19 protein-coding genes are annotated in these 22,975 nt (G+C 59.5%); 15 read left to right on the top strand and 4 right to left on the bottom strand.

All coding sequences use genetic code 11. The features are described 5' to 3' along the window. Nucleotides 1-103: 103 nt before the first annotated feature. Both sufB and BTE54_RS13650 read right to left on the bottom strand, forming a co-directional pair. Nucleotides 104-1,573 carry a Fe-S cluster assembly protein SufB gene (gene sufB / locus BTE54_RS13655; protein WP_006698793.1) on the bottom strand — a complete coding sequence of 490 codons (1,470 nt, stop codon included), beginning with the start codon at nucleotides 1,571-1,573 and terminating at the stop codon, nucleotides 104-106. Between the two features lie 197 nt (nucleotides 1,574-1,770). Then, on the bottom strand, nucleotides 1,771-2,940 hold the full coding sequence (locus BTE54_RS13650; protein WP_078052791.1) for a cysteine desulfurase family protein: 1,170 nt from the start codon (nucleotides 2,938-2,940) through the stop codon (nucleotides 1,771-1,773). Between the two features lie 211 nt (nucleotides 2,941-3,151). Between BTE54_RS13650 and BTE54_RS13645 the strand changes: the two genes are divergently transcribed. Beyond that, on the top strand, nucleotides 3,152-3,829 hold the full coding sequence (locus tag BTE54_RS13645) for an alpha/beta hydrolase (protein WP_035263309.1): 678 nt from the start codon (nucleotides 3,152-3,154) through the stop codon (nucleotides 3,827-3,829). A gap of 242 nt (nucleotides 3,830-4,071) precedes the next feature. Here the strand turns inward: BTE54_RS13645 and BTE54_RS13635 are convergent, their stop codons facing one another. After that, the gene (locus BTE54_RS13635; protein WP_078052789.1) at nucleotides 4,072-5,193 is read right to left on the bottom strand and encodes an anhydro-N-acetylmuramic acid kinase; all 1,122 of its coding nucleotides are present in this window, start codon (nucleotides 5,191-5,193) and stop codon (nucleotides 4,072-4,074) included. 148 nt (nucleotides 5,194-5,341) lie between these two features. On the opposite strand from BTE54_RS13635, the gene tyrS reads away from it, so the two are divergent. Beyond that, a complete protein-coding gene (gene tyrS, locus BTE54_RS13630) occupies nucleotides 5,342-6,595 on the top strand; it encodes a tyrosine--tRNA ligase (protein WP_078052788.1) in 1,254 nt (417 codons plus the stop codon). A gap of 47 nt (nucleotides 6,596-6,642) precedes the next feature. Here tyrS and BTE54_RS13625 read toward each other — a convergent pair whose 3' ends face one another. Then, entirely contained in the window at nucleotides 6,643-10,026 is a 3,384-nt protein-coding gene (locus BTE54_RS13625) for a DUF3971 domain-containing protein (RefSeq protein ID WP_078052787.1), read from the bottom strand. 233 nt (nucleotides 10,027-10,259) lie between these two features. Between BTE54_RS13625 and BTE54_RS13620 the strand changes: the two genes are divergently transcribed. The 13 genes from BTE54_RS13620 (at nucleotide 10,260) to purS (ending at nucleotide 22,958) form a co-directional block, all read left to right on the top strand. Continuing rightward, on the top strand, nucleotides 10,260-10,727 hold the full coding sequence (locus BTE54_RS13620) for a peroxiredoxin (RefSeq protein WP_020810868.1): 468 nt from the start codon (nucleotides 10,260-10,262) through the stop codon (nucleotides 10,725-10,727). A gap of 14 nt (nucleotides 10,728-10,741) precedes the next feature. Then, complete coding sequence (locus tag BTE54_RS13615) at nucleotides 10,742-11,566, top strand: ferritin-like domain-containing protein (RefSeq protein ID WP_065655196.1); 825 nt, start codon at nucleotides 10,742-10,744, stop codon at nucleotides 11,564-11,566. 92 nt (nucleotides 11,567-11,658) lie between these two features. Beyond that, the gene (locus BTE54_RS13610) at nucleotides 11,659-12,957 is read left to right on the top strand and encodes a M23 family metallopeptidase (RefSeq protein ID WP_078052786.1); all 1,299 of its coding nucleotides are present in this window, start codon (nucleotides 11,659-11,661) and stop codon (nucleotides 12,955-12,957) included. 219 nt (nucleotides 12,958-13,176) lie between these two features. Next, nucleotides 13,177-14,673, top strand: coding sequence for a DEAD/DEAH box helicase (locus BTE54_RS13605; protein ID WP_003520451.1), 1,497 nt, complete (start codon nucleotides 13,177-13,179; stop codon nucleotides 14,671-14,673). Nucleotides 14,674-14,681: 8 nt separating this feature from the next. Continuing rightward, entirely contained in the window at nucleotides 14,682-15,107 is a 426-nt protein-coding gene (locus BTE54_RS13600) for an NUDIX domain-containing protein (RefSeq protein ID WP_078052785.1), read from the top strand. A gap of 1,441 nt (nucleotides 15,108-16,548) precedes the next feature. After that, nucleotides 16,549-17,079 carry a helix-turn-helix transcriptional regulator gene (locus BTE54_RS13595; RefSeq protein ID WP_078052784.1) on the top strand — a complete coding sequence of 177 codons (531 nt, stop codon included), beginning with the start codon at nucleotides 16,549-16,551 and terminating at the stop codon, nucleotides 17,077-17,079. A 137-nt stretch (nucleotides 17,080-17,216) separates the two neighbouring features. After that, nucleotides 17,217-18,296, top strand: coding sequence for an ABC transporter substrate-binding protein (locus BTE54_RS13590; protein WP_078052817.1), 1,080 nt, complete (start codon nucleotides 17,217-17,219; stop codon nucleotides 18,294-18,296). A 132-nt stretch (nucleotides 18,297-18,428) separates the two neighbouring features. Further along, a complete protein-coding gene (gene rpe / locus BTE54_RS13585; protein WP_003520447.1) occupies nucleotides 18,429-19,106 on the top strand; it encodes a ribulose-phosphate 3-epimerase in 678 nt (225 codons plus the stop codon). A 44-nt stretch (nucleotides 19,107-19,150) separates the two neighbouring features. Continuing rightward, a complete protein-coding gene (locus tag BTE54_RS13580; protein WP_078052783.1) occupies nucleotides 19,151-19,678 on the top strand; it encodes a hypothetical protein in 528 nt (175 codons plus the stop codon). 60 nt (nucleotides 19,679-19,738) lie between these two features. Next, the gene (gene purB / locus BTE54_RS13575) at nucleotides 19,739-21,046 is read left to right on the top strand and encodes an adenylosuccinate lyase (RefSeq protein WP_020810926.1); all 1,308 of its coding nucleotides are present in this window, start codon (nucleotides 19,739-19,741) and stop codon (nucleotides 21,044-21,046) included. A gap of 81 nt (nucleotides 21,047-21,127) precedes the next feature. Beyond that, the gene (locus BTE54_RS13570) at nucleotides 21,128-21,691 is read left to right on the top strand and encodes an alpha/beta hydrolase (RefSeq protein WP_078052782.1); all 564 of its coding nucleotides are present in this window, start codon (nucleotides 21,128-21,130) and stop codon (nucleotides 21,689-21,691) included. 203 nt (nucleotides 21,692-21,894) lie between these two features. Next, nucleotides 21,895-22,659, top strand: coding sequence for a phosphoribosylaminoimidazolesuccinocarboxamide synthase (gene purC / locus BTE54_RS13565; RefSeq protein WP_003520440.1), 765 nt, complete (start codon nucleotides 21,895-21,897; stop codon nucleotides 22,657-22,659). 56 nt (nucleotides 22,660-22,715) lie between these two features. After that, nucleotides 22,716-22,958 (top strand): phosphoribosylformylglycinamidine synthase subunit PurS, encoded by a 243-nt coding sequence (gene purS / locus BTE54_RS13560; RefSeq protein WP_003507918.1) that lies wholly within the window; start codon nucleotides 22,716-22,718, stop codon nucleotides 22,956-22,958. Nucleotides 22,959-22,975: the final 17 nt, after the last annotated feature.

The following is a 22,975-nucleotide window of genomic DNA, read 5'->3' as shown; positions in this document are numbered from 1 at the left end:
TCATCCTCGGGCTTGACCCGAGGATCCAGGAAGTGGGTTGTCTCTGCTCAGGCCAAGGGCCGTAGATCCTCGGGACAAGCCCGAGGATGACGTCGAGCAAGAGTTAACCCACGGACCCTTCCAGCGAAATGCCGATCAGCTTCTGCGCTTCCACGGCAAATTCCATCGGCAGCTCCTGAATGACTTCCTTCACGAAACCGTTGACGATGAGCGCGATGGCCGCTTCTTCCGGGATGCCCCGCTGCAGGCAATAGAACAGCTGGTCTTCGGAAATCTTCGACGTCGTCGCCTCATGCTCGAAGTGAGCGGAGGAGTTCTTCGCCTCGATATAGGGCACGGTATGCGCGCCGCACTTGTCGCCGATCAGCAAGCTGTCGCACTGCGTGAAGTTACGCGTGTTGGTCGCCTTGCGGTGGGCCGACACCTGGCCGCGATAGACGTTTTCCGAAAAGCCGGCGGCGATACCCTTGGCGATGATGCGGCTCGACGTGTTCTTGCCGAGATGGATCATCTTGGTGCCGCTATCGATCTGCTGATGGCCATTGGAGACCGCGATCGAATAGAATTCGCCACGGCTGTCATCGCCGCGCAGAATGCAGGACGGGTATTTCCAGGTGATGGCCGAGCCGGTTTCCACCTGCGTCCACGAAATCTTCGAACGGTTGCCGCGGCAATCGCCACGCTTGGTCACGAAGTTGTAGATGCCGCCCTTGCCTTCCTTGTCGCCCGGATACCAGTTCTGGACGGTGGAATATTTGATTTCGGCATCGTCGAGAGCCACGAGTTCAACCACGGCGGCGTGAAGCTGGTTCTCGTCGCGCTGCGGCGCGGTGCAGCCTTCCAGATAGGAGACGTAGGCACCCTCTTCGGCGATGATCAGCGTGCGCTCGAACTGGCCGGTGTTCTTTTCGTTGATGCGGAAATAGGTGGAAAGCTCCATCGGGCACCGCACGCCCTTCGGCACAAACACGAAGGAACCGTCAGTGAAGACGGCCGAGTTCAGCGTCGCGTAGAAATTGTCCGTCGTCGGCACGACCGAGCCGAGATATTTCTTCACCAGCTCCGGATGCTCGCGCACGGCTTCCGAGATCGACATGAAGATCACGCCGGCCTTCGCCAGTTCCGCCTTGAAGGTGGTGACGACGGAGACACTGTCGAACACGGCATCCACCGCAACCTGACGCTTTTCGACGCCAGCGAGGATTTCCTGTTCTTTCAGCGGAATGCCGAGCTTTTCATAGACCTTCAGCAGCTCCGGGTCGACTTCATCGAGCGACTTCGGGCCGGGCGTGCTTTTCGGCGCGGCGTAATAATAGAGATCGTTGAAGTCGATCTTGGGGTAGCTGACGCGCGCCCAGGTCGGCTCTTCCATCGTCAGCCAGCGCTTGTAAGCCTCAAGACGCCATTCCAGCATCCATTCCGGCTCCTGCTTCTTGGCCGAGATGAAACGGATCACCTCTTCCGAAAGACCCTTCGGGGCCTTGTCGACTTCGATATTGGTTTCGAAGCCGTATTTATACTGGTCCACATCGATCTGGCGGACCTGATCGATCGTTTCCTGAACCGCTGCCATGTCGTTCTCCAATCTCGCCGGAGCCAAGGTCCGGTGGCTTGTCAACGTATCAAGGCGGAAAGCCGCCTTATCCATCTTCGGGCAATGTCACCGCGCCGTTAAGCGGGGCGGAGCTTATACCCATGTAAGTGCGGGATGGCGCTTTTCACACATCCCGGCAAGCGGAAAATTGCTATTCCGCAATTCTTTGCCGCATTTTAAGCGGCTTGACCGGAAAGCCTGCGCCGCCCGGCAATTTTCGCAAACGCCGCAAGCGTCCGTTCGATGTCCGCCTCGTCCGTCGCGTGGCCAAGGGAAATCCGGAGCGCGCCGAGCTTGGGATCGCGCCCCATAGCCGTCAGCACATGGCTTTCCCCCACCTTGCCGGATGAGCAGGCCGAACCGGCCGACAGCGCAATACCTTCTATATCGAAGGCGATCTGCCCCGTTTCCGCCTTCAGGCCCGGCAGGGTGAAAAACGTGGTATTACCGACGCGGGCAACGTCCTCGCCGTGGATGATCACATCCGGTGCGCTCACCCGCATGCCGTCTTCCAGCCGCGCCCGCAGAGCGGCAAGACGCGCCGCTTCAACCTCGAGATTCTTGGCAGCAACAGCGGCAGCGGCGCCAAAACCGATAACCGACAGGGTATTTTCCGTACCGGAACGATGCCCCTTTTCCTGCCCGCCGCCATGAATAAGCGGCTTCGGCATCATCACCTCGCCGCGCGAGATGAGAGCGCCAGCCCCCTTGGGGCCACCGAGCTTGTGGGACGAGACAACAAGGAAATCGGCATCGAGCGCATTGATATCGAGCGGAACCCGGCCAGCCGCTTGAACGGCATCAACCACCATCAATCCACCCGCCGCATGCACCAGCCGCGCGGCTTCCGCCACCGGCTGGAGGATGCCGGTCTCATTGTTCACCAGCATGAAGGCAACCATCGGCAGGCCGGCGGAAGCGTCGTGCGAAGACAGCAGCGTCTGAAGTGCCGCAAGATCGATGACGCCCGCTGACGTAACGGGAATTTCCGTAACGTCAGCCTTGCCGAACCGGCCGCCTTCGCGAAAGGCAGGATGCTCGATGGCTGAAACATAAAGATGGCCATAGCGCACTGGAGCGCGCCCCATCCTGAAATCCGGTGTCAGCACCAGATTGGCGGCTTCCGTCGCGCCGCTGGTAAAGGTGACATGGGCAGCCTCAGCGCCAACAAGTGCCGCAACCTCGCGGCGGGCGCCCTCAACGGCGGCGCGGGCGGCACGCCCTTCCCGGTGCACGGAAGACGGATTGCCGGCAAGATCGAGCGCGGAGACGAGAACATCGCGCACGGCGGGCAAAAGCGGCGCCGTCGCGTTCCAGTCCATATATGTCCGCGTCAAAACCGTCATGACGATGAGGCTTCATCCAATCTTCAATGCGCCAAAACGCATTTTTCTTGAAATTACAGTTGCGCTTGCCTTATGACACCACCCGAGTGCTTTAGCACACGCAAAGTTTCGAATTATTCTAAACTGCGTTCTAGAAAAGATGACACAGTTCGTCAAGTCTTCTCATCGGAAGAATGCGGTTGGAGAATGAAAAAACACGACCGGAGTACCAATGCCCGAAGTCATCTTTAACGGCCCTGCGGGTCGCCTCGAAGGCCGTTATCAACCCTCCAAGGAAAAGAGCGCGCCGATCGCGATCATCCTTCATCCGCACCCGCAGTTCGGCGGCACGATGAACAACCAGATCGTCTATCAGCTCTTCTATCTTTTCCAGAAGCGCGGCTTCACGACGCTCCGGTTCAATTTCCGCTCCATCGGCCGCAGCCAGGGCGAATTCGACCATGGCGCCGGCGAGCTTTCCGATGCCGCTTCCGCGCTCGACTGGGTGCAGAGCCTGCATCCCGATTCGAAAAGCTGCTGGGTCGCGGGTTACTCCTTCGGCGCCTGGATCGGCATGCAGCTCCTGATGCGCCGCCCGGAAATCGAAGGTTTCATGTCGATTGCGCCGCAGCCCAACACCTACGACTTCTCCTTCCTCGCCCCATGCCCGTCGTCGGGCCTCATCATCAACGGCGATAGCGACAAGGTCGCGCCTGAGAAGGATGTGAACGGTCTGGTGGAGAAGCTGAAGACCCAGAAGGGCATCCTCATCACCCACCGCACCGTTCCCGGCGCCAACCACTTCTTCAACGGCAAGGTGGACGACCTGATGGGCGAATGCGAGGACTATCTCGACCGCCGCCTCAATGGCGAACTGGTGCCGGAACCGGCGGCCAAGCGCATTCGGTGATTGGCCGAGCATTGGCAGGGTAGGTTTTGATCTAAAGACAATGATCGATGGTGGGTGTGGCTTACCCCCCTCTGCCCTGCCGGGCATCTCCCCCTCAAGGGGGGGAGATCAGCTAGACGCCTGCTCCTCGCCCAAGTTTCTACGTCGAAAATGACCAGAAGGTCGCCACGATTCGATCTCCCCCCTTGAGGGGGAGATGCCCGGCAGGGCAGAGGGGGGTAAGCCAAGCCCGCCGTTCTCAACTACCCCCGCACCAATACCCCACCCGTCACCGGCTCCTTCACCCCTGTCGTACCGGGATAGGTCAGCGGCAAACCCTTGACCGACCGAACCGCCAGATAGGCCCAGGCCTCCGCCTCCATCGCGCCGCCATCGAACCCCGCCTCTTCCGCCGCAATCACACGTGCGCCGACCTTGGCGGCAAGGTTACCAAACTCCTCCATGATCACCGGGTTCAACCGCCCACCACCACAGACCACGTAGGTCCTCGCCGCCTCCGGCAGATAACTTGCCGACTTCAGAATGGCAGCCCCCGTCAGATGCGCCAGCGTCCGCGCCCCATCCGCCAGTGAGACCTCCCCCTTTTTCGGCGGCACGAAATCGCTGCGGTCCAGCGACCGACGGATATTGGCTGAAAAAAACGGGCTCTCCATATAACGCACCACCAGCGACGCGACGACGCTGCCACCCGCCGCCGTCTTGCCGCCCTTGTCGAAGGCCTTGCCCGTATGCGCCTCGATCCACTGGTCGATCAGCATATTGCCGGGGCCGCTGTCGAAAGCGGCAAGCCGCCCCGCCTCACCGATATAGGTGAGATTGGAGATGCCGCCGATATTGACGAAGACGGCCGGCGTTTCGAACCCATCGGGCAGATTAGCGGAAAGCGCCATGTGATAGGCCGGGATCAGCGGCGCGCCCTGCCCGCCATGGACCATGTCGTTTGCCCGCATGTCGTAAACCACATCGATGCCGGTTTCGGATGCCAGAAGCGCGCCGTCGCCGATCTGCACGGTCAGCGCCTCGTCCGGGCGGTGCAGCACCGTCTGACCGTGAAAGCCGATCACATCGATATCGCCGGGCTGGAGCCGGTGACGATGGAGGAAGGATTTCACCGCCGCCGCATGGGCAAGCGTCAGCTTGCGCTCGGCCTCACCCAGATCGCCGGGACGTTCGCGTCGTTCACGAATGGCTTTGGCGGTGACCAATGCCTTCTGCCAGATGGCGCGCAGGCCCGGATCATAGGGGAAATACCCACTCGGCCCATGCCGAACCACGCTTTCGCCATCCGTGCGCAAAAGGGCAATATCGATGCCGTCCATCGATGTGCCGCTCATCAGCCCGATTGCCGTTTTGACCTCGCCCACCTGCCGCTCCCCTGCAATCTCGAATCATGCTTGCTTGAATCCCGACATTCATGGCCGAAACGGGTGCACATTTCAAAAAACAATGATAAAGCCGCGACGGTCATTGGTTTTCGATGGCCGCAAAGATCAAACCAGAAAGTAAAAGGTTATGTCCAGGTTCAAGTCCGATTTCCTCCGCACGCTCGATGAGCGCGGCTTCATTCACCAGATCTCCGATGAGGCAGGTCTCGACGAACTGTTCGCCAAGGAAACCGTGACCGCCTATATCGGCTATGACCCGACGGCTTCGAGTTTGCATGTCGGCCACCTCACCCAGATCATGATGCTGCACTGGATGCAGAAGACCGGCCACCAGCCGATCTCGCTGATGGGCGGCGGCACCGGCATGGTCGGCGATCCCTCCTTCAAGGAAGAGGCCCGCAAGCTGATGACCATCGACATGATCGAAGACAACATCACCTCGCTCAAGCATGTCTTCGCCAACTACCTCGATTACGATCGCGCCGAGAACCCGGCACTGATGATCAACAATGCCGACTGGCTGCGCGGCCTCAACTACCTCGAATTCCTGCGCGATGTCGGCCGCCACTTCTCGGTCAACCGCATGCTGTCCTTCGACAGCGTGAAGACGCGCCTCGACCGCGAACAGTCACTGTCCTTCCTCGAATTCAACTACATGATCCTGCAGGCCTACGATTTCGTGGAGCTGAACCAGCGCACCGGCTGCCGCCTGCAGATGGGCGGTTCCGACCAGTGGGGCAACATCATCAACGGCATCGATCTCGGTCACCGCATGGGGACACCGCAGCTCTACGCCCTGACCTCGCCGCTTCTGACCACCTCCTCCGGTGCGAAGATGGGCAAGTCGGCTTCCGGCGCGGTGTGGCTGAACAAGGACCTGCTGCCGGTCTATGATTTCTGGCAATACTGGCGCAACACGGAAGATGCGGACGTGGTTCGCTTTGCGAAACTCTTCACCACGCTGCCGATGGATGAGATCGCCCGTCTCGCCGCCCTTGGCGGATCGGAGATCAACGAGGCGAAGAAAATCCTCGCGACCGAAGTGACGGCCATCCTGCATGGCCGCGCGGCGGCGGAAGAAGCGGCCGAGACGGCGCGCAAGACCTTCGAAGAAGGTGCGCTCGCCGAAAACCTGCCCTCCATCGAGGTTCCGGCATCCGAACTCGAAGCCGGCCTCGGCGTCCTGTCGCTCATCGTCCGCGCCGGCCTCGCCGGCTCGAACGGCGAGGCCCGCCGCCACGTTCAGGGCGGTGCGGTAAAGATCAACGACATTGGCGTTTCGGATGAGCGCCAGACGGTCGGTTCCGGTGAAATCACCGGCGACGGCGTCATCAAGCTGTCGGTCGGCAAGAAGAAGCACGTTCTGGTTCGCCCGGCGTGACACCCGCGCCAGACCTGTTACCAAGGGCCGCGAAAGCGGCCCTTTTTTTATTGGAACTCGAAAATCTGCCGGAAGACGCCCGGCGCGATCAGCGAAAGCGGATTGATCGTCAGCTTCGGCTGGTCCGTCTGGCCGGAGAGCTTGAAAGTGATGCCGAGCAAGCCCCGGTCGCGGCCATTGCCGAGGAAGATGCCGATGAAGGGCAGCTCGCCGAACAGCCGGTTCAGGCCATAGGCGGGCATGAAGGTGCCGGTCATGTCCATACGGCCGCTCTGGTCCTTCAAAAGCCCCTGGAAAGTCGCACCAATCTGCTCGCCGCGCACGACGCCGTTTTCCACCGCCACCGAACCGTTGACGTAAACGACCCGGGCAAAACCGCGCTGGAATTTTTCCGAGCTGACATCGATATTGCGGCGCACCGCATTGTTGAGGCTCCTGCCGTCCTCGCCCGTCGGCGTGGCGACAATGTCCTGCAGCTTGGCTTCGTTGACGACGGCAAAATTGCGCAGGTCGAGCGATCCGCTCCAGTCGCTGCCATTGGAGGTCGTCAGCGCAAGGTTGAGAAGGCCGCCACGAATGCGGCTGTAGATATTGGCGAAACGGGCAAGCGAACCCGCATCGCTGCTGGTCAGCGTCACGGTTCCCGTCGCCCCGCGATTGACAGTCTGCGCCACCACCGCCTGGCCGTTGCCGGTGACGCCACGGAAATCGACGGAGCGAACCTTGCCATCCCGCACGCTGACATCGGAACTGACATTGGCAAGGATTTCATCGTTGAACCCGTAGACCTTGTCGAATTGCGTCTTGATGGCAAGGGATGGCTGCGAACGCGACGTCCCGTCGCCGCTGCCGGAAGAGCTGCGAAGCTTCGAGAGGAAAGGCCTGACATCGGCGGATTTCCCCGATGCATTGATGATATAGCCGTTCTTCGAAGCGGCGACCGAAACGGCGTAATTATCGGAGGGCGAAAGCTGCACGCGGCTGAGATCGGCGGAAATCAGCCCGTTCTTGCTGAAGGCGATATCGCCGGCAGCGCCGAAGCCGTCGCCGTCGAGCGAGAAGTCGCTGATCGTCGTGCGCCCGTCTCCCATTTCCATGGTGAAGGCGGCGCTGGCGGGAATGCCGATGCCCTTGCTCCAGCCGAGCCCCGGCAGAATGATCGACGCCTTGGTCAGATCGAGCCGGATATCCTGGCGTTTCGGGTCGGCGCCGTCGATTTCAATCGCCGTCGTGCCGCCGAGGACCGTGGAAAGTTCCGGAGCGAGCTTGGCAACCTGCGTTTCGTTCAAGCTTGCCTTCAGCGACAGCGTCGGCGCGATATCGCTGTTCTTACTCACCGGCTCCGTCATCACGATGTCCATCGGCACGTCGTCCACGCGGCCTCTGCCCTCCAGTTTGAGCTGTCGGTCGTCCAGCGTCATGAAACCGTCGAGCGCAGTCACCTTGTGGCCCGCAAAGGGCTTGGTCAGCGACAGGTTCTTCAGATCGAGATCGGCCGTCCACACCGGCGGAGGCGGGTTATGGCTGGAAAGCAGGCCAACGGTCAGGTTAGCATGGGCTTTGACATCGCCGGTGAAATCCTCCGGCTTGAACTGCGTATTCTTGAGCGCATTGATGGGTTTGAGCGCCGCAAGCTCGGCCACGGCATCGGCCGAGCCCGAAACGTTCAGTTCGAGATTTCCGAGCAGCGGCTTGTCGTAAACAGCGGAAATGAGAAAACGGCTGTTTTCCAGCGCAAGCGACCGGTTCGACGGGAAATAGGATGTTCCCCGCTTGATATCGACGGCCATCTTGCCGCCCACGAGATCGAAATGCGCGTCGACATCGCGCAACGGTGGAATGTCGCCGGTGGTATTGAGACGCGTATCGTCTATATCGAAACGGATCTGCATTTCGCTTTCGCCGAGCACCAGCGGGCAACCGGGGCCGCACATCCGCCCTTGCGGTATGAAGATAGCGATTGAACCATTGGTGACGGTGCCGCCGTAGAGATTGGAGACCACCCAGTCGCGCGGCTTGTGCGCCATCCAGAACGGCCAGAGCTGCTTGACCGCCGTGGCCTCCATCTTCGGAATCTGCCCGCCGAAGCTGATTTCCGGCGACCCCTGGCCGAACCGGATTTTCAGCGATCCCGCCATGTCTCCGAGCGGGCCTGTCACATAAAGCGAGGGAACGTCGAGCTGCTTCGTCGCCGCCGTAAAATGCCCGTCCGCCTTCAGGCTGAAAGGAACCGGGGCCTCGCCCGAAGCTTCGGACGAAGCAACGGCGTTGTCGATCCGCAGCGAAAGGCCGAAACCTTCTTCCGTATCGCTGATTTCACCGGCGACCGGAAGAATTGTCCGCCCAAGCTCCAGCCGCGAATTGTCGATGACAAGGGTGCTTTTGGCAAAGTCATAACGCGCATGGACGTTGCCAGCCGTAAAGGTCTGGGACTCACCGCCGATCATCAGCGTTCCATTGCCGAGGCCGAGCGCGATCTCCAGCTGTGGCTCCTGCCCTTCCATGGCGCGCCGAGCGACAATATTGATACCCGTCTTGACGTTCAGGCCTTCATGGAGATTTCCGTCGGGATCGTATTTCTCAAGAAACGGGCCGATATCGAAACCGTCGATGCGGGCTTCAAAACCGTCTATTCGGCCACCAGATCCCGAAGTCTGCAGCGACACGCTGGCAATTTCACCGTTGAATAGCGTTTCTCCATCGAGCGAATATCCGCCCTGCTGATCGGGCGTCAGCGACAGTTCACGCACTTCGACGGTGCGCGGCTTGCCCAACTCTCCGGGTGGCAGGTGAATCGAAACGCTGGAAATATCGATTTCCTCGGTTCCGCTGCTCAGAAAAGCCTGAGCGAGCTTGTCGAGCTGCCCGAAGGCCTCCTGCAATTGCTGCGGCACGGCGTCGAGCTTGACGCTGGCGAGATCGAACCCGTTACCCTTGGGCAAAAGCGCCGTATCGAGCTCCATCCCGTCGGCCTCGAGGCTCTCCACCGAGACACGGCCGGTCAGAAGCGCAAGCGGATCGAGCGCCATGCCGATTGCCCGCGCCCGGCTCATATGCTGGCCGGATTCCTTCTCGATGATATCCACGTCCTCCGCCACCAGCGCAAGGCGCAGCCCGGTGGAAAACCTGATCGCCGAAGAACCGATCCGCGCGCTGTAATGGGGGCCGAGCGCCCTTTCCAGCGCCTGCTGCGCCTGGCTGGAAAGCGTCGCGTCGATCGATCCTGTCTCGACGGAAAGAATGATGCCGCCGATGGACAGGAAGGCCAGCACGAAAAGCGCTGCGAAAATCTTGATGAAGGCGCGCACCATGGAGCGCGGCGCCGGGCAATGCACGATGATGGGATCTTCGGCCTGCGCCGAAGGAAGATCGTGCAGCGCAATGATATCGCGTCTGCCGAACTTGACCTTTTCACCCCTGACTTCAGCCATACGCCCGTGTTTGCCCTTGAATAGCTTTGTTTCGCCGCAACACCGAAGCGGGATGGCGAAAAGTGTAAGCGGTTTTCGTCCGGAATCCCGCTTTAATTCTTTAGCCCGGATAACGATTGAGATTTAAGATCGTTCGACCTGAAATCTAAATAGTGATCTGGACGACGCGCGGTTTCGCTATATATCGAATGTGGCGACTTTTCCTCAACATCCCGGCGAAAGAAAGGTAGATTATGACAGACTTGACGATTGGCGGCCCGGCTCCCGATTTTACTTTGCCCCGCAACGGTGAAGGGACGGTGACATTGTCCAAACTGCAAGGCAAGGCCGTCATCCTCTATTTCTATCCGAAGGACGATACTTCCGGCTGCACCGCAGAAGCCATCGACTTCAGCGCGCTGGGCGGCGAATTCGAGGCAGCCAACGCCGTCGTCATCGGCATTTCGCCCGACAGCGTTAAAAGCCACGACAAGTTTGCGGCAAAACATTCGCTTTCCGTCATGCTCGCTTCCGACGAGGAGAGGAAGGTTCTGGAAGCCTATGGCGTCTGGAAGGAAAAAAGCATGTATGGCAAAAAATACATGGGTGTCGAACGCACGACCGTCCTCGTTGCCCCGGATGGAAAAATCGCGGAAATCTGGAACAAGGTTAAGGTCGCGGGCCATGCCCAGGCCGTTCTCGAGGCCGTGAAGAAGCTCTGAGGGACCAACCCGTCGTGACGCCCCCGTTCAAAATCATCTCGCTGCGAGGCGGCGCGACGGATGCCATCGTGAGCGCCGATCTCGACAGAAAGACCGCACTCGCGCAGGAAACGGCGACACGCTGGTTCGAGCGCCGTCTGTCGCTGCGCTCGCCTCTCGACCCGCCGCTGCCCGAGCGGCCGGGCAGGCCCGAGAAGCCGGAACTCGTGCCGCCAACCGCCGTGGAACGCCGCTCCCTACACAGCGTCAGGGGCCGCATCGCGCTGCTGCACGCCATAGCCCATATCGAACTCAACGCCGTCGATCTCGCGCTCGATATCGTCGCCCGTTATGCCAGCGAGCCCGTGCCGCATTCCTTTTTCGACGGCTGGATGCAGGTCGCCTTCGAGGAGGCGAAACATTTCCGGCTGGTGCGGGACAGGCTGAGAAGCCTCGGCGCCGACTATGGCGATCTGCCGGCCCATGACGGGCTCTGGCAGGCCGCGCATTCCACCCGCAACGATCTCACCGCACGGCTCGCCGTCGTCCCGCTCATCCTGGAAGCGCGCGGACTGGACGTCACCCCTTCCCTGCAGGCGAAGATGCGTGAGACGGGCGATCTCGAAAGCGCCGCCGTTCTCGATGTCATCTATAATGACGAAAAGGGCCATGTCGCCATCGGCGCGAAATGGTTCCGGTTCCTGTGCGCCCGTGAAAAGAAGGACCCGGCCGCAACCTTCAGGCAGCTGGTGCGCGCGAATTTCCGCGGCCCTTTGAAACCGCCCTTCAACGACATCGCCCGCGCCGAGGCCGGCCTGACGCCTTCCTTTTACCGCTCGCTCACATCCGTCAGCCAATAGCCGACACCGCCAAAAAGCCTCTCCGGCAAAACTTCGTTAACCTTAACGAATTATGATTTCCCTTAAGAAATCGGCCAGTCCGGAGAGAGATTGTGACTGATACGGCGGAAAACCGGGTATTCGGCAAAAAGCGTGAGCCTCACGTGCTCATTCTCGCGCGCGGCGACAGGGTGCGGCACATGACCATCCGTCCGTGGATGGCGGCGCTTGCCGGCTGCACGATCGGCCTTTTCTCGCTCGGTTATCTCGGAGCCACAGGCTATCTCATTTTGCGTGACGACCTGATCGGCGCGACCATGGCCCGCCAGACCCGCATGCAGAACGACTATGAAGACCGCATTGCAGCGCTGAGAGCTCAGGTGGACCGTGTCACCTCCCGGCAATTGCTCGATCAACAGGTCGTTGAAAAGAAAGTGGAAAAGCTGCTGGAACAGCAGGCGGCGCTGACCTCGCGGCACGGCCGCATGAGCGAATTGCTGGAGCGCGCCGAAAATTCCGGCATCGCCGCCTCCCCGGCCGCACCCTCTTCTCTTTCGAACGCCATGGCGCCGGAAAAACGCGCTGACCTCTCCGGCGGCCTTTCAGCCATCGAAAAGCTGATGACGCCACGCAAGCCGCAGGTGGAAAAGCCGGCCACATCGGACAGACGCGCCGCCTATATACCCGAAGCCGGCGAAACGCCGTCCGACCGGGCCGACCGGGTGTTTTCCAAGGTGACACTGTCGCTGAAGGATATCGAACGCCAGCAGATATCGCGCATCGCCAGACTGACCAGCGACGCCGAGGACAAGGCGAATGCGATGCAGGACATCATCCGGCAGGCAGGCCTGAAAATCGAAGAGAACGGCAACGATGACATAGGCGGCCCCTATGCCGACCCCGAGCGCGGTGACACCGATCCTTTCAACCTGTCGCTCACCAATCTCGACAATGCGTTGAACCGGCTCGACATCGTCAAGGAAACCGCGACCACCCTGCCCTTCGGCAACCCGGCCCCTGGCCGGGCGATCACCAGCCGATTCGGCAACCGGATGGATCCGTTTCTCGGCCGCCCGGCCCTGCATACCGGCATCGATTTTCGTGCTGAAACCGGTGCTGACGTCAAATCCACCGGCGCGGGCAAGGTGACGGTCGCGGAAAATTCCGGCGGCTACGGCAATATGGTAGAAATCGATCACGGCCAGGGCGTCTCGACGCGATTCGGCCATCTCTCCGCGATTCTGGTGAAAGCCGGCGACAGGGTCGAGGCCGGCGACGTCATCGGCCGCGCCGGCAGTACCGGCCGCTCCACCGGTCCGCATGTGCATTACGAGGTGCGCCGCAACGATACGCCAGTCGATCCGATGCGGTTCCTGATCGCCGGAACGGAACTCAAAACCTATTTAAAATAGCAGCCCGATTTTAATGCTTTTTTTGCGCTTTTTACGATAAATCGCTGAAATCTGCACCAAAGGCCAAGATGCCCCGCCCGAACCCCGCTGTTTCGCGCGCTTTTCCCGTTGTTTCCTTGACTTTCCGGCAATTTGGGCATATCCCCGCGCCAAGTCTTTGCAAGTGCCGTCGCGGCACGCAGGTGTTCTTACCGAACCAGAACGGAAAAAGTTCTTCCTTTGACAACATTCTCTGATCTTGGCCTGAGCCAAAAAGTTCTTTCCGCTATTGCAGATGCCGGCTACACGACGCCGACACCCATTCAGGCTGGCGCCATTCCGCCGGCGCTGGAAAAGCGTGATATCTGCGGTATCGCACAGACCGGCACGGGCAAAACCGCGTCCTTCGTTCTGCCGATGCTCACCCTGCTCGAGAAGGGCCGCGCCCGCGCCAGAATGCCGCGCACGCTGATCCTTGAGCCGACCCGTGAGCTGGCAGCGCAGGTGGCGGAGAACTTCGAGAAATACGGCAAGAATCACAAGCTGAACGTCGCGCTCCTCATTGGCGGCGTTTCCTTCGAAGACCAGGACCGCAAGCTTGAGCGCGGCGCCGATGTGCTGATCTGCACCCCCGGCCGCCTTCTCGACCATTGCGAGCGCGGCAAGCTTTTGATGACCGGCGTGGAAATCCTCGTCATCGACGAAGCCGACCGTATGCTGGATATGGGCTTCATTCCCGATATCGAGCGCATCGCCAAGATGATCCCGTTTACCCGGCAGACGCTGTTCTTCTCGGCCACCATGCCGCCGGAAATCCAGAAACTGGCCGACCGGTTCCTGCAGAACCCCGTCCGTGTCGAGGTCGCCAAGCCCTCCTCCACGGCAAAGACCGTTGCCCAGCGCATCGTTGCCGCGCACAACAAGGACTATGAAAAGCGCGCCGTGCTGCGCGATCTCGTCCGCGCCGAAGAAGCCGAACTGAAGAACGCCATCATCTTCTGCAACCGCAAGAAGGATGTGGCCGACCTCTTCCGTTCGCTCGACCGTCACGGTTTTTCCGTCGGCGCGCTGCATGGCGACATGGACCAGCGTTCGCGCACCACGATGCTGCAGAACTTCAAGGACGGCAATCTGAAGCTGCTCGTCGCCTCCGACGTTGCCGCACGCGGCCTGGACATCCCCGATGTCAGCCACGTCTTCAACTTCGATATTCCCATTCATTCGGAAGACTATGTCCACCGCATCGGCCGTACCGGTCGTGCCGGCCGCTCGGGCAAGGCCTTCACCATCGTCACCAGGAGCGACACGAAGTATCTCGACGCGATCGAAAAGCTGATCGGCGAAAAGATCGAGTGGCAGAACGGTGACCTCTCCACCCTTCCCGCGCCCATGGAAAGCTTTGAAAGCAATTCCGGCCGCCGGGGCAAGGAACGGGGCGGCAGGGGCCGCGACCGCAACCGTCGCGACGCAGCGCCGGTCGAAAACATCAATCAGGGTGCACAATCCGCTGCGGACACGGACATCGCGGCTCATGGAGACGACAAGGTGAAAGCAGAACGCAAGCAGGAAAAGACCCCGCGCAATTCCGACCGCAACAGCCGCAATCCGCTGCACGCCAATGACGACAACCGCGACCGCCGCCGCCATTATCGCGACCATGACGATGGCCCGACACCGGTTGGTTTCGGCGACGACATCCCCGCTTTCATGCTGATCGTGGCCAACGCCAAGGCCTGACCGCGGGAATGGACAGCATGAAGCCGACCGCCAGGCCAGGTCTCGATTTTCCGGGTGTCGGCGTCGGCCTCGCCATCATGCGTGACGGCCGCGTGCTTTTATGCCGCCGCTTGAAGGCGCCGGAAGCCGGATACTGGAGCATTCCGGGCGGCAAGGTCGATCACCTTGAAACTTCCCTCGCCGCGGCACGCCGCGAGGCCGAAGAAGAAACCGGGCTCAAGATCGGCAACGTCGAATTCCTCTGCCATAGCGAATTCATCGATCCGGAAGATCGCCACCACTGGGTTTCGCTGATCTTCGTCACCCACGATGCGCAGGGTGAGCCGGCACTGACCGAACCCGACAAGCTTTCCGCCATCGGCTGGTTCGATCCGGATAAGCTTCCCGAACCCATCTCCGCCTTTGCCAGGGACGCCCTGGCCGCCCTGAAATAAAGCCGCACAGACGGCCGACCGAACTCGCTCGCAGGCGAAAATGTCCGTCACCCGGCATATCAAGCAGTTATGTTGATGTGTACTTCGGAGCCGGCTTCGCTCCCTCCGCGCGATATCTTTTCCATAAATTCGAAAATGAAAGAACGTCTTTGCGCAGGAGTTTCCTAATTCAATTTTAAATTGCTTAAATTAGCTCCACGTAAAAAACCGCCCCAGTTTCCCGAAGCGGTTTATACGTAATGAAAAAAATAGAATATGAAAGGCAATATAGTCTGGCAGTGCTTATATTCGGAACACTTTCCGAGGCCTGTTACAGCCAATTTCAGTCGTCCCCTGAAACAGTTACATCTAAGCTAATCATTTACTTTCCGTCAAGCAAATCTTCTCGCAAATGCGAAAAAACCGCGAGGAAAAACTTGCGCGCGCCATGAAGCTTTACATATTTTGAATATATATCAGCAAGTTAGGAAAATGGGAATAAAATGTGCATTTTTGTGGGCTGCACTCTAGAAGGCAGAATTAATAGCTCACGTTTCCCAAATTGCATCTCTACTCCACAAATATAATAGTTTTATAAAGCAATACCGTCGTTCATCCTCGCTGACGTCTTCCCGCCTTGGAAACAGGTAGATGATTAAGATTCTGTGGGAAATCAACGACAACGATCATCTTCAGCCTCCGGCGGTAAAAACAACTTAAAATTGACGCATGTGGCGTTTTTTCCGACGCAGACTCGAGGCTGCACGGAGGCAACATCCCATTGCGATGTTAAATCCCTGAATTCATGCAGTTACAGCTTCGATATAATCAGTCGGATGCCAAGAATGATAAGCCCCCACATTAAAATGGAGACGATTAAAACCAATAATAAAAACCTGCACCTAAAATAAAGTATGATATTTTTGGCAATATTCTCCATTTTCTTTCCATGATGGTACGCCGTTGGCTGCCAAATACATTTGGCGTGGAAGAAATTCCGATCAGTGATGTCTTTCTTCTCTTGGCTTTATCGCGGGGGAAATCACGACCATCGCCATCACGACAATCGCGAACAACAAAATAAATGGGCACAAAACGAGCATTGCAAGGCCCTTAGTCGCCGAACCGAATACTTTGCGTAGCAACCCTGACCTTTCAACGCGCATCGCGGCCGCCTTTTTAGAGATCTGTGTCTCCAGAAATTGTCGTCAACGCTTCACAATCGAATCGTCTTGAAGACCGCGAACGATCATCAAGCATTCAACGGCGAGATATTTGATTCTATGCAATGGAACGAAGCGTGCGCTCTATCTTGCTGATGCCTTTAACACAGTGCTAAATAACCTATTAAAACAAGTGCGTCCTGGCAGACGCGCTCCCAATGAATGACATGCGAACACAGAGAGGATTAAATTACATTTGGATTTTTGTAAACTCCATTTGTGATTTAATTTGAAGGAATTTGGCCAGGAAAGAAGTCGAGCCCAAGACAGCCCTAGGAAAACGCCTCCGTGCTGTGAGGGCGGCGTTCGATATCGATGACCGGGATGTCTTCGCCAACCGACTGGCAATCAGCAAAAGCGGGCTGGCGCATTATGAGCGGGGCGAACGCGTGCCCGATGCCGAACTGCTTTCCGCGTACCACAGGGAATTTGGCGTGAACATATCATGGCTGGTGACGGGACATGGAGATATGTTCGAAGGTGGACAATCGGCGAGCGCAGACTATAGCTCACATCAGCTTTTAGTGGATCTGATCAATCCGCTCGGAAGATTGATAAACAAAGTTTACCGCGACCATGAGGTGAGGATAACCGACGATCAGCGCTTCGCGGAGTTGACTAGATGGCATAATAATTTGACCCGCCGCGCCGGCTCATCCTTCGATTGGAACGATCTTATGTCCCAGTTGCCGTGGGTGGAGCAAAGCCTTGGAGAGGAGTTGCTCTCCAGGCGCACAAGCCCGGAAACCAGCAAAAGATCGGCGAGCTGATCCTCACAAACAATGCAGACACACGGGGCAATATGATGGTTTTGCGGGAATGTCCGTGAAGCGCGCGTATTTTTCCTTTGGAAAACCGGTTGTTGCCGATAAACATCAAGCCGGGACAACAGGATTTCTATCACGTCATGCTTTCACTTCGCCTGCTAACGATCATCGCCGGTTTTGCCCTTGCGGGCTCAGCAAGCGCGGCATCGATTGGCATTGTTGCGCCCCAGAGCGGTCCTTACGAACTTCTGGGGCAGCAGGTACGGCAGGGCGCGAAGGCGGCGGCGGCAAAGCTCGGGCTGGATGTCGTCGAAATCCATGAAAGCTGCGAAGATGGCAGCGGCGGCGCGATAGCCGATGGCCTCGTGGCCGCCAAGGTCAGCGCCGCAATCGGTTTCTTGTGCACCGAAACGCTTCAGGATGTTCTGCCGCCGCTGAAAGCGGCCGCCATTCCCGCCATCACGCTATCCAGCCGCGCGCCGATCCTGATGGAGGACGCCCTGAAATACGGTTGGCCGCTCTTTCGCCTCGCCCCGTCAGACAGGGCCGAATCGGACAGGATCGCGGAGATCATCCTGCGCGACTGGAAGGGACATTCCATCGGACTTGTGGATGACGGCACGATCTACAGCCGCGAGCTGGTCGACCGCATCCGCTCGTCGCTCGAGGAAAACGGTCTGAAGCCCACCCTTGCCGATACGATGCGTCCCAACCAGGAACAGCAGGTGGCGCTGGTGCGCCGGCTGGCGCGCACCGGCATTTCCCATGTCTTCGTCGGCGCGGAACGCAACGACGTCGCCATCATTGCCAGAGACGCCGGGTCGGAGAACATTCCCCTCACCCTCATCGGCGGCGATGCCATGAATGCGGCCAATAATCCGGTCCCCTTGGCCGCGAATGTGCTGGCGGTCACCCGCCCGGCCTATGATACCCTGCCATCGGCCCAGGCGGTTGCCGGCGAACTGCGCGGCGCCGGCATCGAGCCGGAAGGTTACGTCCTGCCGGCCTATGCGGCAGCGGAACTCACCGCCGCCCTTGCGGAAGCCACACAGGCGCAGTCGAAACCCGCGCCGGAGATACTGGCGGGCGGCACCCTTTTCAAAACCGTTCTCGGCGATCTCGGTTTCAACCCGTCGCATGACCTTTCGGACAATCCCTATCGCCTGCAGCGATGGAACGGCCAGCGCTTCGAACCGGCGGACAAGGCTGAAAGACAATAGGCGAAACCCGCGCCGCTGAAAATTCGAGGAAACGCAGCTGAAAACCGCCGGCAACCGCGCGACCGGCCGTTTCAAACCCCGATACTTGGTGTTAAAGGCAGCTTACGCAACGCGTCGAGAGGAGTTTGCCCCATGTCCCTGCCCATCCGCATAGCCCCGTCCATTCTGGCTGCCGATTTCGCCAAGCTCGGACAGGAAGTCGCCGATGTCACGGAAGCGGGCGCGGACTGGATTCATCTCGATGTGATGGATGGCCATTTCGTCCCCAATATCTCCTTCGGGCCGGATGTCATCAAGGCGCTGCGGCCGCACAGCATGGCGTTCTTCGACTGCCATCTGATGATCGCGCCCGTCGATCCCTATCTCGAAGCCTTCGCCAAGGCGGGCTGCGACAGCATCACCGTGCATGCCGAAGCCGGGCCTCACCTGCACCGCTCGCTGCAGACGATCCGCGGGCTCGGCAGAAAGGCCGGCGTGACGCTCAACCCCGCAACACCGCTTTCAGTTATCGAAAACGTTCTTGATGACGTCGATCTCGTCCTGATCATGAGCGTCAACCCCGGTTTTGGCGGGCAGAAGTTCATTCCGGCCATGCTGGACAAGATCCGCGCGGCAAAGGCCATGATCGGCGACCGGCCCATCGAACTCGAAGTGGATGGCGGCGTGACGGCGGAAACCGCAGGCGCGATCGTTGCCGCCGGTGCAAATGCGCTGGTGGCCGGCTCGGCCATCTTCAAGGGCGACGGCGTTGCCGACTACCGCAAGACGGTCGCGCAACTGCGCCACGCAGCGGAAGCCGCGCGGACATAACCGCCGCCGCCGAAGGGCGCACGGCAAGGCGTTGGGGGATCGGCATGGAAAGCGACAGGCGGGGTTTCCGTGACACGGCTTCGGCAGCGCTGTTTCCGCTGCTCGGCGCGCTTGTCTGGGCCGTCTGTTCCAGCGCCGCCGCCGCTATCGGCCTCTATGTCAGGAACCGGCTGGAAACCGACCATGCCGCCGACATAATCATGCTTTTCTTCGCGGGCGGCCTCTTCGGCTGGCTGCTGGCCATGGCGGCGCTGCACCTTCTCCCTGCTTCAGCCGCCCTGCCGCTGCGTTTCGTGGCGGCCTGTCTTGCCATCGCTTTTTTCACGCTGGCAGTTGCGGCGGCGTTTTTCGCTTTCGAATACCGTATTTTTTATGCGCAATGGCACGCGCCGGCATTCTCCCGCATCTGGTTTTTCCAGCAGCTCTTCACATCGCTCGGCGCGATTTACCAGTTCTGCATTCTCGGCCCTGGCTTATATTTTCCCTTTGCCATCGTTCCGCTCCTGCCTGCGGGCGCGATCCTCTGCCGACGTGCGCAACGAGCAACAGAGGCATGTAGCTTGATAGATTGAGATTACCGGAACACTTTGCTAAACGGGCAGCAAATTTCCTCCACAAAGAAAGTCATTGCCATGATCCCTCGTTATTCCCGGCCGGAAATGGTCGCCATCTGGTCGCCGGAAACAAAGTTCCGCATCTGGTTCGAGATCGAGGCATATGCCTGTGACGCACTTGCCGAACTCGGCGTTATCCCGAAGTCCGCTGCCCAGACCATCTGGGAAAAGGGCGGCAGCGCCACCTTCGACGTCGCCCGCATCGATGAGATCGAAGCCGTCACCAAGCATGACGTCATCGCCTTCCTCACCCATCTTGCCGAATTTGTCGGCCCCGACAGCCGTTTCGTGCATCAGGGCATGACCTCGTCGGACGTGCTCGACACCACGCTCAACATCCAGCTCGTACGCGCCGCCGATCTGCTGCTCGCCGACATGGACCGGGTGCTGGCGGCGCTGAAGACCCGCGCCTTCGAACACAAGAACACGGTGCGCATCGGCCGCAGCCACGGCATCCATGCCGAGCCGACCACCATGGGCCTGACCTTCGCCCGCTTCTATGCCGAGATGCACCGCAACCGTGAGCGCCTTGTTAATGCCCGTGCGGAAATCGCCACGGGTGCGATCTCCGGCGCCGTCGGCACCTTCGCCAATATCGACCCGCGCGTCGAAGAACATGTCTGTGCCAAGCTCGGCCTAATTCCCGAGCCGGTCTCCACGCAGGTCATCCCGCGTGACCGCCACGCCATGTTCTTCGCAACCCTCGGCGTCATCGCTTCGTCGATTGAAAACGTCGCCATCGAAATCCGCCACATGCAGCGCACCGAGGTTCTGGAAGCGGAAGAGTTCTTCTCTCCCGGCCAGAAGGGCTCGTCCGCCATGCCGCACAAGCGCAACCCGGTTCTGACCGAAAACCTGACCGGCCTTGCCCGTCTGGTGCGCATGTCGGTCGTTCCGGCCATGGAAAACGTGGCTCTGTGGCACGAGCGCGATATCAGCCACTCCTCGGTCGAACGCGCCATCGGCCCCGACACCACTGTCACGCTGGATTTCGCGCTGAACCGCCTGGCCGGCGTCATCGAAAAGCTGGTGATCTATCCGGACAACATGCTGAAGAACATGAACAAGTTCCGCGGCCTCGTGCATTCGCAGCGCGTTCTCCTGGCGCTGACGCAGGCCGGCGTATCGCGCGAAGACGCTTACCGTCTGGTACAGCGCAACGCCATGAAGGTCTGGGAACAGGGCGCCGATTTCCTTGAGGAGCTGCTGGGTGACGAGGAAGTGCGCGCCGCACTTCCCGAAGAGGTGATCCGCGAAAAGTTCGACCTCGGCTACCACACCAAGCATGTCGACACGATCTTCACCCGCGTCTTCGGCAACGCCTGAGACTTGAGCTGAGTTTGAGACCTTGAAGTTAATGCCGCCGCGACCTTGATCGCGGCGGCATCGCAACACAGATATGGGCGCATGAAAGTTTCAGAAGCAGATATCCTGATCGTCCCCGGTTATACCAATTCCGGCCCCGACCACTGGCAGAGCCGCTGGGAGCGCAAGCTTTCCACCGCCCGCCGCGTCGAGCAGGCCGAATGGTCCAAACCCGTGAAGGAAGACTGGGTCGCCCGGCTGGTGGAAGAGGTCAATGCCTCCACCAAACCCATCGTCCTCGTCGCGCATTCGCTCGGTGTGCCGACCGTCATCCATGCCCTGCCGGAAATCGGCAGGAAAGTATCCGGCGCGCTGCTCGTCGCGCCGCCCGATGTCGCCAATCCCGATATCCGGCCGAAGCATCTGATGACGTTCGGGCCTTACCCGCGCGATCCGCTGCCTTTCCCGGCGATCACCATCGCCAGCCGCAACGATCCTTTCGGCTCTTATGAACATGCCGATGACATTGCCGCCGCCTGGGGCTCGCTTTTGATCGACGCCGGCATGTCCGGCCATATCAACACCGAGTCCGGCCATGGTCCGTGGCCGGAAGGCGGTATGGTCTTCGCGCAGTTTTTGAGCCGCCTGAAGGCTGTCGAGCCCTGACGGCGCCGGCCCTGCGGACCGCCTCCTCTTCGATCGGCCCCGGAAGCCTAATTTCATGGCCCAGCCGTTTCCCCGGCCTGTCACAAGAATTGAAGGGAAATATGCGAGCCGCATTGTAGAATGCACTCTTTTCCTTTATGGGACCGCTTCAAAGACCAAACGCAACGCCACCAGAATCGGCGTCAACCAAGAGACCTGCAATTATGAACCGTCGCCGCCGTATTTACGAAGGCAAGGCCAAGATCCTCTACGAGGGTCCGGAGCCAGGCACGCTTATCCAGTTCTTCAAGGACGATGCGACCGCCTTCAACAAGAAGAAGCATGAAGTCATTGACGGCAAGGGCGTGCTGAACAACCGTATCTGCGAATACGTCTTCACGCATCTGAACAAGATCGGCATTCCCACGCACTTCATTCGCCGCCTCAACATGCGTGAGCAGTTGATCAAGGAAGTGGAGATGATCCCGCTCGAAGTCGTCGTGCGCAATGTCGCTGCCGGCTCGCTGTCGAAGCGCCTCGGCATCGAGGAAGGCGTGGTTCTGCCGCGCTCCATCATCGAATTCTATTACAAGTCGGATGAGCTGGAAGACCCGATGGTCTCCGAAGAGCACATCACGGCTTTCGGCTGGGCCAACCCCGCCGAGCTTGACGACATCATGGCGCTCGCCATCCGCGTCAACGACTTCCTGTCCGGTCTGTTCCTCGGTGTCGGCATCCAGCTCGTCGATTTCAAGATCGAATGCGGCCGCCTTTTCGAAGGCGACATGATGCGCATCATCCTCGCCGACGAGATTTCGCCCGATAGCTGCCGCCTGTGGGACATCGAAACCCAGAAAAAGATGGACAAGGACCTGTTCCGCCGCGACATGGGCGGGCTTCTCGAAGCCTATTCCGAAGTCGCGCGCCGTCTCGGCATCATCAATGAAAACGAACCGATCCGCGGCACCGGCCCTGTCCTCGTGAAGTAATATCGGCCTCGTGAAATAATATCGACACCGCAAGGGTAAAATCAGGAGAAGATCAGGTGATCAAGGCACGGGTGACTGTTACGCTGAAGAACGGCGTTCTCGATCCGCAGGGCAAGGCAATCGAAGGCGCGCTCGGCAGCCTCGGTTTCGGTGGCGTTGGCCATGTCCGTCAGGGCAAGGTCTTCGACCTGGAGCTGGAAGGCGCCGACAAGGCCAAGGCCGAGACCGACCTGAAGGCAATGTGCGAAAAGCTGCTGGCCAACACGGTCATCGAAAACTACGCCATCGCCATCCTCTAAAGCCGCAGGAGCCGCTC

The organism is Agrobacterium sp. YIC 4121 (genome assembly GCF_002008205.1).
In the GTDB taxonomy this organism is placed as follows: Bacteria; Pseudomonadota; Alphaproteobacteria; order Rhizobiales; family Rhizobiaceae; genus Agrobacterium; species Agrobacterium leguminum.
Note: the sequence above shows the minus strand (reverse complement) of the source record. Positions and strands in the feature narration are given on the sequence as shown.